The organism is Planococcus sp. TJ-201 (assembly GCF_058268495.1).
This window is the reverse complement of record NZ_JBZDOG010000002.1, coordinates 319,477-332,004: the sequence shown is the minus strand read 5'-3', so window position 1 is coordinate 332,004 and position 12,528 is coordinate 319,477. Positions and strand designations below refer to the sequence as shown.

16 protein-coding genes and 1 riboswitch are annotated in these 12,528 nt (G+C 46.0%); of the genes, 12 read left to right on the top strand and 4 right to left on the bottom strand.

The features are described 5' to 3' along the window. Positions 1-69: 69 nt before the first annotated feature. Complete coding sequence (locus AC4EG4_RS07365) at positions 70-252, bottom strand: DUF2759 domain-containing protein (protein WP_490978627.1); 183 nt, start codon at positions 250-252, stop codon at positions 70-72. A gap of 152 nt (positions 253-404) precedes the next feature. On the opposite strand from AC4EG4_RS07365, the gene AC4EG4_RS07360 reads away from it, so the two are divergent. Continuing rightward, positions 405-1,043 carry an MBL fold metallo-hydrolase gene (locus tag AC4EG4_RS07360; protein WP_490978626.1) on the top strand — a complete coding sequence of 213 codons (639 nt, stop codon included), beginning with the start codon at positions 405-407 and terminating at the stop codon, positions 1,041-1,043. 72 nt (positions 1,044-1,115) lie between these two features. On the opposite strand, the gene AC4EG4_RS07355 is transcribed toward AC4EG4_RS07360, so the two are convergent. Then, complete coding sequence (locus AC4EG4_RS07355; RefSeq protein WP_490978625.1) at positions 1,116-1,358, bottom strand: DUF2626 domain-containing protein; 243 nt, start codon at positions 1,356-1,358, stop codon at positions 1,116-1,118. 294 nt (positions 1,359-1,652) lie between these two features. Between AC4EG4_RS07355 and comGA the strand changes: the two genes are divergently transcribed. The 11 genes from comGA (at position 1,653) to gcvPB (ending at position 10,232) form a co-directional block, all read left to right on the top strand. Beyond that, positions 1,653-2,696: a competence type IV pilus ATPase ComGA gene (comGA, locus tag AC4EG4_RS07350; protein WP_490987420.1), complete on the top strand. Its 1,044-nt coding sequence runs from the start codon at positions 1,653-1,655 to the stop codon at positions 2,694-2,696. After that, a complete protein-coding gene (gene comGB / locus AC4EG4_RS07345) occupies positions 2,650-3,693 on the top strand; it encodes a competence type IV pilus assembly protein ComGB (RefSeq protein WP_490987419.1) in 1,044 nt (347 codons plus the stop codon). The genes comGA and comGB overlap by 47 nt, the downstream gene beginning before the upstream one ends. Positions 3,694-3,704: 11 nt before the next feature. Next, positions 3,705-4,022, top strand: a complete 318-nt coding sequence (comGC, locus tag AC4EG4_RS07340; protein ID WP_490978622.1) for a competence type IV pilus major pilin ComGC — start codon at positions 3,705-3,707, stop codon at positions 4,020-4,022. Further along, positions 4,004-4,447, top strand: coding sequence for a competence type IV pilus minor pilin ComGD (comGD, locus tag AC4EG4_RS07335; protein ID WP_490978956.1), 444 nt, complete (start codon positions 4,004-4,006; stop codon positions 4,445-4,447). Before comGC ends, comGD begins: the two co-directional genes overlap by 19 nt. Before the next feature lie 7 nt (positions 4,448-4,454). After that, positions 4,455-4,736: a hypothetical protein gene (locus tag AC4EG4_RS07330; protein ID WP_490978621.1), complete on the top strand. Its 282-nt coding sequence runs from the start codon at positions 4,455-4,457 to the stop codon at positions 4,734-4,736. Continuing rightward, complete coding sequence (gene comGF, locus AC4EG4_RS07325) at positions 4,724-5,158, top strand: competence type IV pilus minor pilin ComGF (protein ID WP_490978620.1); 435 nt, start codon at positions 4,724-4,726, stop codon at positions 5,156-5,158. The genes AC4EG4_RS07330 and comGF overlap by 13 nt, the downstream gene beginning before the upstream one ends. Then, positions 5,139-5,339 (top strand): hypothetical protein, encoded by a 201-nt coding sequence (locus AC4EG4_RS07320; RefSeq protein WP_490978619.1) that lies wholly within the window; start codon positions 5,139-5,141, stop codon positions 5,337-5,339. The genes comGF and AC4EG4_RS07320 overlap by 20 nt, the downstream gene beginning before the upstream one ends. A gap of 26 nt (positions 5,340-5,365) precedes the next feature. Further along, a complete protein-coding gene (locus tag AC4EG4_RS07315) occupies positions 5,366-5,878 on the top strand; it encodes a shikimate kinase (protein ID WP_490978618.1) in 513 nt (170 codons plus the stop codon). 142 nt (positions 5,879-6,020) lie between these two features. Further along, positions 6,021-6,112: riboswitch (glycine riboswitch) on the top strand. 167 nt (positions 6,113-6,279) lie between these two features. Continuing rightward, complete coding sequence (gcvT, locus tag AC4EG4_RS07310; protein ID WP_490987418.1) at positions 6,280-7,380, top strand: glycine cleavage system aminomethyltransferase GcvT; 1,101 nt, start codon at positions 6,280-6,282, stop codon at positions 7,378-7,380. Between the two features lie 28 nt (positions 7,381-7,408). After that, complete coding sequence (gcvPA, locus tag AC4EG4_RS07305; RefSeq protein ID WP_490987417.1) at positions 7,409-8,776, top strand: aminomethyl-transferring glycine dehydrogenase subunit GcvPA; 1,368 nt, start codon at positions 7,409-7,411, stop codon at positions 8,774-8,776. After that, positions 8,769-10,232 (top strand): aminomethyl-transferring glycine dehydrogenase subunit GcvPB, encoded by a 1,464-nt coding sequence (gene gcvPB, locus AC4EG4_RS07300; protein ID WP_490987416.1) that lies wholly within the window; start codon positions 8,769-8,771, stop codon positions 10,230-10,232. Before gcvPA ends, gcvPB begins: the two co-directional genes overlap by 8 nt. 549 nt (positions 10,233-10,781) lie before the next feature. Here gcvPB and AC4EG4_RS07295 read toward each other — a convergent pair. Further along, entirely contained in the window at positions 10,782-12,056 is a 1,275-nt protein-coding gene (locus tag AC4EG4_RS07295; protein ID WP_490987415.1) for an AAA family ATPase, read from the bottom strand. 69 nt (positions 12,057-12,125) lie between these two features. Then, positions 12,126-12,509, bottom strand: coding sequence for a rhodanese-like domain-containing protein (locus AC4EG4_RS07290; protein WP_490978612.1), 384 nt, complete (start codon positions 12,507-12,509; stop codon positions 12,126-12,128). Between the last annotated feature and the right edge of the window lie 19 nt (positions 12,510-12,528).

The window sequence follows — 12,528 nt, the reverse complement described above, 5'->3', positions numbered from 1 at the left end:
CAGAGCGCCCTCTCTTTTTTTATGGCATAAAAAAAGCTGATGCAATTAACTGCATCAGCTTTTTCCGAATTAATGTAAGCCCGGTGGATAACCGTGTGTAATAATAGTTGCAACAGTGAAGGCGCCGAAAATTACAAACGTTCCAAAGTTAAAAAGAAAGCCGAGGACTTCTTTATTCTTTAGCGTTTGAACAGTGCCGATTGCCGCAAGAACTGCAGTAAGTCCAAAAATAACCATTAACATCCAACTCATCGAATGACACTCCCTTCAACTTAAACAGCCAGTGCCGCTTTGTTCTCTTTATATTGTAAAGAAATTCCTCACTTTTGTCGAGGACAAAAAGTGTCAGTCTGTTGACAGTCCTGAAAAGCGCGGCATGATATAATCGTATGGAGGTGAATAGGATGCTGAAAATCGATCAACTGGAGCTGGGACCTGTCCAGACCAACTGTTACATTATTTCGGACGATCAAAAAGAGTGCTTAATTTTCGATCCGGGGGAAGAAAGCAGCAAAATCCATGCGCTGCTGAAAAAGAAAAACTTAAAGCCAATCGCGATTCTTTTAACACATGCTCATTTTGACCACATTGGCGCAGTAGACGATGTCCGGGAACGCTATTCGATTCCCGTTTATCTGCACCACTTGGAGAAAGATTGGCTAAGCAAGCCGAATTTGAACGGCTCAGGAAAGTATGCAGATTTGCCGGATTACCGGGTTAGAGATGCGGACGTGTTGTTAACGGATGAAAAGAGTTTGAAGATCGGCTCTTTCCAGATGGACATTTTGCACACGCCAGGACATTCTCCGGGGAGTATCAGTTTTTCATTTGGCAACGAAGGCTTCGCGATTGTTGGGGATACACTGTTCCGCGGCAGCATTGGCCGTACAGACCTGATTGACGGTTCTGAGAAGAAGCTGTTGCAGTCCATCCACGACTCGCTGCTGACGCTTCCTGAACATATGATTCTTTACCCGGGACATGGTCCAGAAACGACCCCTGAGCAAGAGAAAAACAGCAATCCGTTCCTTAACGGATTTTAAAAATGGGTAGAACCGAAAACAAAAGGCGCACGGGAAAAATCCCATGCACCTTTTGTTTTTTATTTGTATTGATTAGTGTCCCGCACCAGGAACGTGGATAAATGTAGTGTAATAAGTGAAGCCTACGAAGAACACTGTCAGATAGGCGCCAAAAATATACATATACATGCGTTCAGAAACATTTAAGAATCCAAGAAGAACAAAAAATCCGGTGTTAGCGACCATTAATAATGATACTTCAACCATATCGCCTACATAAAAGAGAACTGCAAATATACCAGTCCACCATCCCATTAACTTGAACATATTATTCATGGGTAATCCCTCCTTTGCCACAACACAATAATCTCTTATTTATTATATAGGAAATAGAGTGAATGTGTAAACAGCGAGTTCATCTTTCTTTGTGACAAACAGGTGTACGGTTATTTGTTGATGCAAAAATCCCGAGTCACGGATAAAGTAAAAGCTTATCAAAAATAGAATTTGGCAGCTATAGGCGTTTCAAAATTTTATTTTGGCAAAAAATATTCCTTTCTGAAAAAGAGCCGGTTATACTATGTGTGAACAGAGTTGCAGCCTCTGTTTACAGCAAAACAGGAGGTGGATATGCAATCGATTATTGAGCGCCGCTGTGTTGACCTTCTGCACGACGCGGCAAAAAATGGCACGACAGACATCCACATCAAACCCGAACCATCCTGCTACACCGTTTCGTACCGCTCGTTTCAAAACTTGCGGCAAGTAACCCAACTCCCCTTGGATCTGGGTGATCGCATGATCGCCTACTTCAAATACCTATCCCTTTTAGACATGAGTGAAAAGAGAAAACCCCAAACCGGTTCATTTCAGCTTCCCATTAACGAACGATCCCATTACTTTCGAATTTCGACTCTGCCATCTGTCTTAACAAAGGAAAGCATTGTTATTCGAATTATGCCGGACAATACCGCAGAGTCCTTGCACCAGCTGGCTGCTTTTCGTGACTCAGCCCGGCTGTTAGAGAAACTATCCGAAGCCTCTCAGGGCCTTATTCTTTTAACAGGACCGACAGGCTGCGGCAAATCGACGACACTTTATTCGCTGCTGAAACATTGTGCGGAAAAACTGAACCGCAATATTATCACCCTCGAAGATCCTGTCGAACGGAAAAACCAGTCGATTCTGCAAATCCAGGTTAATGAAAAGGCAGGACTCAGTTACGCCAGTGGTTTAAAAGCGATTCTCCGGCACGATCCGGATATTATTATGATCGGAGAAATCCGAGATTCGGAAACCGCCCAAATTGCTGTGCGGGCAGCCTTGACCGGGCATCTGGTTTTTTCAACGATCCATGCCAGGCATTCTGTCGGCTGCCTGCACCGGCTGCATGATTTAGGCGTTTCCTTTGAAGATATGTCGCAAACACTTATTGCGGTTTCAGCCCAGCGGATCATTCCGATGTTTTCTGATATCAGCCAGTCTGAATCCTGTTATCGTGCGCTCTTTGAAATTCTGGACGGCGAACGACTGGAAAATGCTCTTCAGTCGGCAAGTTTGAAAAAACCTTATACGCTGCCAGAAGAGCTGTCATTTTCCGGACAGGTCCGGGAAGGAGTGAAGATTGGTGCGATTCAAGCTTCCTATGCGCTCAGCCAACATCCATCTTCGTGACCGTGAACAATTTCTGACGCGTCTGGCCGTTTTGATGAAAGAAGGGTATCTGCTGCCGGTTGCCTTAAATTTATTGCTGCCTATGCATACTTCCAGGTTGAAAGAAGCAACGAACGGCATCACGGTCATTTTAAAGAGCGGCGGAAATGCTGCTGAAATTCTGAAGTATTTAGGATTTAAAGACCATGTGCTGTTTCCAGTGGAAATTGCGGAATATCATGGGCGGCTGCCGGAATCGATTGACAGCATTGCTAAAAGTTTTGCACGGACCGAACAAGTTCAGAAAAAGCTGAAAAATATTTTGATCTATCCTGTATCCTTGTTGATTTTCACTTCTATTCTTTTTTTGTTTTTCCGCACCAGCTATGTGCCGAGCTTAACAGAAATGATGGAGACGCTTCAGCCTGGCGAAGAAGGCAGTGGGATTCCGGCTTATTTACTCAGTCTGCCAGACTTCTTTATCGCATTTTTTATCCTTTTTGCGGTATCGGCATATGTTTTCAGGATTTTGCTGAAAAAACAGGCGATTCAGCAGCAAATCAATTGGCTGCTGGCCGTTCCGGTTCTGCGCGGCTTTATGAAGCTGTACTGGTCGCATTTGTTGGCACGTGAACTCGGCACCTTGCTGCATAGTGGAATATCCATGCAGGAGTCGCTCGATCTGTTGCAGCGCCAAAATTATCACAAAGTGATTCAGTTCATGACTCGTCAGTCTCATGAAGAATTGATGCTGGGCCAATCATTTTCTGCATCTCTCGAACGTTTTTCATTTGTTTCGAGGGACATGCCGGCTTTTGTCCATCACGGAGAAGTGACCGGATATCTCGGGAAAGAATTGATTCTTTACAGCGAAGTGCTGATGGAGCGAATTGAACAGCAGACTCAGCAATTGCTGAGGATCATTCAACCTAGTTTTTTTATTATGATCGCCGTTTGCATCGTCGGTGCATATCTCGCCATTTTGCTGCCGATGTATAACTTAGTCCATACCATTTGAGGAGGAAAACGATGCGCTTTTTAAAAAGTCAAAAAGGATTTACATTGATTGAAATGTTGATTGTTATGCTTATCATCACCGTACTGATTGCCATTGCCATTCCGAATGTCACGAAACAGTCATCAGCTGTTGATGAAAAAGGCTGTAAAGCATTTGTGCACATGGTACAAGGCCAAGTTGAATCTTATCGGATGGATTTGAAAGCTGTGCCAACCTTGGCTGATTTAGTGACCGAAGGGTATCTGAAAACTGGAGAAACAGAATGTCCAAATGGCGATGTGGTGAATATTTCGGTTGATGGAGTAGTAACATCCACAAAATCGTCGTAAAAGAGTGGGGGTTTACGCTGCTAGAAATGCTGTTGGTACTCGTTGTGCTGATGACCATCATCGCTATAGCAATCCCGAGTTACCAGACCTTTGCCAGCGCAAAAGAAGAACAGCGTTTTTTCGAACTTCTCAAGCAAGATATCTATTTTGCACAAAGCCAAAGCTATTCTTTACAGAAAACCGCAAAAGTTGTTTTTCGGGAAACCAAAGGTACTTATGAAGTTTTTACTGATTTGCAATCTGTGGTATTGTCACGTGAACTTCCGAAAACGGTGTCACTGAAAAAAACCAGCAACTTAAACGAGGTGTATTTCAATTCAAACGGCTCGGTCGTTGAGTCTGGTACGTTCCGTTTTGCGACCAGCAGTGGAGAAAAAACATTGGTCGTCCATTTAGGGGGAGGGAGGGTGGTGTTTTCTGAATGAGAGAGGAGTGTCTTGGGCGGAAACAATGGTAAGCCTGTTCATGGTCTTCGTCATTTTCGGCAGTCTGCTGCCGGTCATGCTCAGTGTGCAGCAAAGCCTTCATGCAAAGAAAGAGCGCGTCAGTGCTTATGAAACCTTGCACGAAGCCGCACGTCAAATCAGTTCAACAGAAACTGCCAGTGGGCATCGCACAGTTAATGGCACTGTCTACAATTGGCAATTGGCCGATCAATTATGTGTTGAATATGCAGACTACCAAGGAGACCGTGTGCGGGTATGCGCCAATTAGTCCGCGATGAAAAAGGTTTTTCGTTTTTGACAGCCATCTTCGATTTGCTGGTGTTGATGACGCTGTTGCCGCTGATTATATTGTTTTTCGGTTTTGCTGCAAGCTTTACAGAAGACTTGGATCCACAAAAAGCGGAATGGCAACTGTTTACTGTGGACTTGCAAAGCTATTTGACCAATAGCGACTCGCTTGAAATCATAAATGGAGGCACTGGAATCCGCGTTGTTCAGATGGGAGTGGAATACGATATTGAACTGTATACGGATATGATTCGCAAACAAAAAGGCAGTAGAGGCCATGAGGTGATGTTGACTCGGGTAAAGTTATGTAGCTTTTCACTCGTTGGCAATACGCTGAGGGTCCGTACTGAATTCACTACCGGCAGTTTGGAAGAGGCAGAATATGCTTTTACGCAGCCTTAAGAATGAAAAAGGTGCAATTTATCCTGTTGCGATCGTCTTTTTCTTGTCCGCTTTAATGCTGTTCTCTCACATGCTGGCGCATTATGCAATCCAATATAAAACATATGATGGTTTGGAAAATATGCACAGACATGCTACGATACAACTACTGAAGGATATTGAGCAAAAAAAAAATACCTGAGTAGGGGTAAGTATCGGGTGGGTAGGATGAACAGAATATATTTGATTGGATTCATGGGCTGCGGCAAAAGCGCAGTCGGCAGAAGGTTGAGCTTTCTGCTAAAACTACCCTTCTATGACATGGACAAAGAGATTGTCCGGCAGACAGGGAAAACGATTCCTGAAATTTTCGAGCAGCATGGCGAAGCATATTTTCGGGACTTGGAAACACAGTTTTTGCAAAATTTTAAAAACGATCACTGCATTATTTCAACTGGTGGCGGTGTTACCATGCGAAAAGCAAACCAGCGGATTATGAGGAACACGGGACTGGTACTGTTTTTGGATGCACCTTTCCGTGAAATCTGGCGACGGATTCACCGTGATCCGAATCGGCCAATCGTCCGCAAATCCAGTCGTGAGGAAATTGAAGCGCTGCACAAATCCCGCTACCGGGACTATAAACAAACTGCACATATTACCATCCGTACGGAATTTCGGACATTGCGGCAAATTACCCAATATGCAGCTTTTCAAGTGAATCGACTAAAAGGCGAATGAAATGATTTTAATTAATCATTTTGTTCGTCTTTTGTCCTTTTAAAGAAAAAAGATTGCGCTTCCTCTTGAACAATGTTAGGATATATTCAAAGTTATACTATTCTGTATAACGGTTTGGACCAATCATTTTTGATTTGGGCGGATGATTGTACGGGGAGAGAACGCAAATGCGTCGCCGAAGGAGCAAATGACAAAAGTCATGAATCTCTCAGGCAAAAAGACTCGTATAGGACGCATCTCTGGAGAATGCTGCATGGCAGCTACCAAAGAGGAAAGCCATTATGGTAAACTTTCAGGTTCCAGGACAGAGATTTCCCTTTTAAGGGAAGTCTCTGTCCTTTTTTCGTGTCTCAGTACATTGTGCTGGCCGGAAGGAGTTTGATGAATGAGGAGGAAAATCATTGGCACAGTTAAAGCGTACACCTCTTTTTGAAACGTATTCACAGTATGGCGGCAAAACCATCGATTTTGGTGGATGGGAACTGCCGGTTCAATTTTCAAGTATTAAAGAAGAGCATGAAGCAGTCAGAACAAAAGCGGGGCTTTTTGATGTTTCTCATATGGGTGAAATTTTTGTCACAGGAGCGGGCAGTTTAGACTACCTTCAGCATCTCCTAACAAATGATGTGTCCAAAATTCAAGATGGCCAAGCGCAGTATACAGCCATGTGCTACGAAGACGGCGGCACAGTGGATGACCTATTGGTCTATAAACTAGCAGACGAGCATTATTTACTGGTCGTCAACGCTTCCAATATTGAAAAAGACTTTAAATGGATGGAACGCGCCAAAAAAGACGATGTGACATTGGACAACGCTTCTGACCGCTATGGTTTATTGGCATTGCAAGGTCCTTTGTCTGAAACGGTGCTTCAGCGACTGACAGCTGAAGATCTTTCAAGCATCAAGCCTTTCCGTTTTAAGCACGATGTTCAAGTGGCTGGCCAAACCGTTATCCTGTCCCGGACGGGCTATACAGGAGAGAACGGGTTCGAACTATATGCAGCGCCTGAAGCACTAACAATACTTTGGGACAAAATTTTAGCCGAAGGCAAACCGGAAGGTGTCGTGCCTGTAGGTCTCGGCGCGCGTGATACCTTGCGTTTTGAAGCTTGCCTTGCTTTGTACGGCCAGGAGCTGTCAAAAGACATTACACCTTTGGAAGCCGGCATCAATTTTGTCGTTAAACTGAAAAAAGAACAGAGTTTCTTTGGCAAACAAGCCTTAATTGACCAAAAAGAAGCAGGAGTTCCACGGAAACTGGTGGGCATTGAAATGATCGATAAAGGCATTCCGCGCCATGGCTATCCGGTATACGTCGGAGATCAAAAAGTTGGAGAAGTGACAACAGGCACACAATCGCCAACCTTGAAGAAAAATATTGGGCTGGCTTTGGTTTCAAGTGAATTTGCAGAAATGGGTATTGAATTGGAAGTTGAAATTCGCAGCAAACGATTAAAAGCGAAAACAGTAGAAACGCCATTTTACAAGCGATCCAACTAAATTTAACTTGAAAAGGGGACAGCACTCCATGAAGCATCGCTATTTACCAATGACGTCACAAGACGAAAAAGAAATGCTGGAAACGATCGGCATCAACTCAATCGATGAGTTGTTTTCGGATATTCCGGAAAAAGTCCGTTTTAAAGGCGAATACAACATCAAACCTGCCAAATCCGAGTCTTCATTGACAAAAGAATTGGCGCAGCTTGCAGCCCTAAATGCCGACACCAACCGTTATGCATCATTCCTTGGAGCGGGTGTCTACGACCATTACAAGCCAATTATCGTGGATCACGTGATTTCGCGTTCTGAGTTTTATACGGCTTATACCCCATATCAACCGGAAATCTCTCAAGGTGAATTGCAGGCTATTTTTGAATTCCAAACGATGATCAGTGAATTGACGGGCATGGATATTGCCAACTCTTCTATGTATGACGGCGGCACGGCGCTTGCCGAAGCCGGAATGCTTGCAGCTGGCCACACAAAACGCAAAAAAATTCTAGTATCGCGTGCCGTTCACCCGGAATCCCGTGATGTCGTCCGCACGTATGCCCTTGGACAATCTATTGAAGTCATTGAAATCCCATTGAAAGACGGCCATACAGATTTGGACGCTCTAAAAGGCATGATGGATGAAAACGTCGCGACTGTTATGATCCAGTATCCGAACTTCTTTGGACAGGTGGAAAACTTGAAAGAAATCGAGCCGATCGTCCACGAAGCCGGTGCGTTATTGTCTGTTTCTTCCAACCCGTTGGCACTTGGTGCATTGACGTCTCCAGGCCAGCTTGGAGCCGATATCACAGTAGGCGATGCCCAGCCATTCGGTATTCCGGAAGCATACGGCGGACCTCATTGCGGATATTTTGCCGTAACGAAAAAACTGATGCGCAAAGTACCAGGCCGCTTAGTCGGCGAAACGACGGATGAAGAAGGCCGCCGCGGATTTGTATTGACGTTGCAGGCGCGCGAACAGCACATTCGCCGCGACAAAGCGACTTCCAATATTTGCTCGAACCAAGCCTTAAATGCGCTGGCGGCATCAGTTGCCATGACGGCACTCGGCAAAGTCGGCACGCAGGAAATTGCCAAACAAAATATCGTCAAAACACATTATATGAAACAGCAGCTAAAAGGTGCTGGCCTTGAAATTGCATTCGAAGGCGCCCATTTCAATGAAATCGTTGTGAAAACAGAAGAACCGGTCAAGCAATTAAATGATCGTTTGTTTGAACATAACATCATTGGCGGCTATGACCTGGGGTTGAGCTATGACGAGTTCGCTGGCCATATGCTGATCGCGGTCACAGAACAGCGGACCAAAGAAGAAATCGATGCATTTGTGCAGGAAATGGCTGCAACAGTAAAGGAAGCGGGTGCTACTCATGCATAAAGACAACCAAGCGCTAATTTTTGAATTGACGAAAGAAGGCCGCGTTGGCTACAGCCTGCCGACTCTTGACGTGCCGAAAGTTGATTTGAGCGAGCTATTGCCGAATGATTTAATCCGTACAGAAGCAGCTGAACTGCCTGAAGTATCGGAACTTGATATTATGCGCCATTACACGGCCTTATCCAACCGCAACCATGGTGTGGATTCCGGATTCTATCCGCTCGGTTCATGTACGATGAAATACAATCCGAAAATCAATGAAACCGTTGCGCGGTACCCGGGATTTGCAAATATTCATCCGCTGCAGGATGAAAAAACCGTTCAGGGAGCTCTTGCGCTGTTATTTGACCTGCAGGAACACCTGAAAGAAATTACCGGCATGGATGAAGTCACATTGCAGCCTGCTGCAGGTGCACATGGGGAATGGACGGGATTGATGATGATCCGCGCCTACCACGAAGCACGTGGCGATATGAAGCGTACGAAAGTCATTGTTCCAGATTCGGCGCACGGCACCAACCCGGCGTCAGCAACAGTTGCCGGCTTTGAAACCGTAACGGTAAAATCAAGCGATCAGGGACTTGTCGATTTGGAAGACTTGAAGCGAGTTGTGGGAGACGATACTGCAGCGTTGATGCTGACAAATCCAAATACGTTGGGCTTGTTTGAAGAACAGATTCTGGAAATGGCAGCCATCATTCATGAAGTTGGCGGCAAGTTGTATTATGACGGCGCGAACTTGAACGCAGTGATGTCTAAAGCGCGTCCAGGAGACATGGGCTTTGACGTGGTTCACTTGAACTTGCACAAAACTTTCACGGGACCTCACGGCGGCGGCGGACCTGGATCTGGTCCAGTCGGCGTGAAAAATGATCTTCTGCCTTATTTGCCGAAACCGGTATTGGTAAAAAATGAAGACGTTTATACGTTTGACTATGATCGTCCAGAATCAATCGGCCGTGTGAAGCCTTTCTACGGCAACTTTGGCATTAACGTTCGCGCCTATACGTATATCCGTTCCATGGGGCCGGATGGTCTAAAAGCGGTAACCGAATATGCAGTACTAAACGCCAATTACATGATGCGCAGACTGCAGCCGCATTTTGATTTGCCGTATGACCGCCATTGCAAGCATGAGTTTGTTTTGAGCGGCCGCCGTCAGAAAAAATTGGGTGTCCGTACATTGGATATGGCGAAACGCCTGCTCGACTTTGGCTATCACCCGCCAACGATTTACTTCCCGTTGAATGTGGAAGAAGGCATGATGATCGAGCCGACCGAAACAGAATCCAAAGAAACCTTGGATGCGTTCATTGATGCAATGATTCAGATTGCCAAAGAAGTGGAAGAAAATCCAGAAATCGTTCAAAATGCACCACATACCACAGTGATCAGCCGTTTAGATGAAACAAAAGCGGCACGTAAACCGGTACTTCGCTATTACAAAGGCGAATAACCTAAAAGGGCGCGGAAGCCATTCGGCTTCCCCGCCCTCAGAGTGTAGACAAGGCTTACCAAAATGAATAGCCGTGCATAACCCCAACCGGTCCGGCCACTTCGCTTTCCGTGGGCTCAGCTTCAGCCTCATCGTCACTTTCGTTCCTGCGGGGTCTTCAGCTTTCGCTGTCCCACAGGAGTCTGCGTGGCCAGCCCGTTTGGGAGCGTGTGGTTCCAATCAAAGAGAGAAGCCTGTTCCTCACTTCATGCAAGAATTCAGAGCGCAAGGCGGCGACTCCTGCTGGAGCAGTGAAGCGACATGAAGGAGACCCCGCAGGAGCTTGCGACGAGGAGGCTCAGCGCTTCGTCCACGGCAGCCGGCACCGCGACGTCCTGTCGCGCCTGCTGCATGACCCACATCCTGTGGGCCCGAAAGCGTCCGCCTGAAGCGCAGGATTCCGTATAAAACCCGACCAAACGAGATTTTATTCATTTGGTCGGGTAACTATTCTTTTGTCTACAAGCTCAGGGCGCGGAAGCTATTTGGCTTCCACGCCCTTTTTGTCGTTCAGTAAAACCCGATCGACAGTTCTGGATCTTCCCAATCGTTTTTCTCTGCCCGTTTGTTTTGCTTCTGCAATTCCGTGATGCGTTTGGCATAGCCGGAATCTCCTTCATAATGCCAATTCAAGGCCGAAGACATGTACAGTTCGTTCAGCTGTGAAATCGACAGCCCTTTTGTCAGCTTGGCCATGTTGGCAAGTTCTGCATCTGAAAAAATGTGTTTGATATCAAGTTTCCGCAAATACTTCTCGCGCAGCGATTTGGACGGCGCCGGAATTTCATAAGCGCGGTCAAAGCGGCCGGCGCGGTTGATCAAGGCCGGATCGATTTTCTCAGGGTAATTGGTGGTGCCGATGACAAACAGCCCTTCACGTGATTGTGTGCCGTCCAGCGTGTTCAAGAAAACGGAGCGGGTAAAGTCCGGCATCGAGTCAATGTCCTCGATTACCAGAATGGCTGGAGCGAGCCTCGAGACAATGCCGAAGACCTCCTGAATGGTGTAGCTGTTAGTGAACTCAGTGATCTGCCAATAGACGACAGGGGCTTCTGTAGAACCGGTGATGGACTTCACCAATGTGGTCTTGCCATTGCCTGGCGAACCATACAGTAGGATGCCGCGTTTGTAAGGAACGCCGTAATCTCGAAAAAACTGGCCATCCGCTTTGAAAAATTCATCAATCGAGCGGAAGATGTCTTGTTTGACGGAATCTGAGAGCATGACATCCTTCCGGTCGACGATGGCGTGTTCCCCGAAGTTGCGACGATGCACACCGTCTTCTGTGTCGACAAGATACGTAATATTGTTCATCAGCACCTGGCGCAATAATGCATTCATGGCTGTCAGGAAGGCAAAAGCCGAATCGACTGTTTTGGCAAAACAATGAAACTCCGGCCAGCTGTTGTCGGAAGCTGTGTAGAAAGGCACTTGGGCAATAGCAACATCGTGCTCTGGGAAATAAATCAGTTTGTTCTCAAAGCTTTCCTGGATTTTCAAATTGCCGCTGTACAAGTCGTCGGGTGCGTTGGCGATTTTTCCGAACGGACGGGCTTCATAAATAAAAGACAGCACTTCGTAAGAGAGCAATCGCTTTTCCATCATGTCGATCAGATGGCTGTTTAATTGCTCAATGGGTTCTGTTATATCAATGTGCATCCAGGAGCCAGCAGAACGGCCATCAAGCATGTTCAGGATGCTTTGGGAGACAATGGCAAGATCCGAATAATGCGGGAGCGTTTCCCGGATGTTCGCTTGATGTGGAAAAAGTAGGTCAGGTTTCATTGAGCTTCCTCTTTTCAAATGGAATAGGATGAAAAACGCCCTTCCAAAATGTGGAAGGGCGTTTAGTGTTCAGGCTTTCGATTTTATTTTTCCGGTCCATTGCTTGAACCCGCCTTGCAGCTGGAACAATTGATCGTAGCCTTTTTTCTGTAGGAAAATGGCGACGCGTCCACTGCGTGCACCGTTCTGGTCATACAAGTAAACGGGTTTGTCCGAACGAATTTCCTTATAGCGTTGGCGCAATTGTGATTGTGGAATATTGCGTGCTCCTAAAATATGGCCGGCCGCAAAATCTTTTGGCTCGCGTACATCAATCAATTGAGCTCTGCGGTAACCTTCGATAAATTGTTCCTGCGTCAAGTTAGTGACCGCTTTCTTCATGCGGAAATACATAATCACCGCGTAAATGATGATTGCCACAACAATGGCAATCGTGATGTATAAAAATTCCAATGTTCTTGCCCCTTTCTAA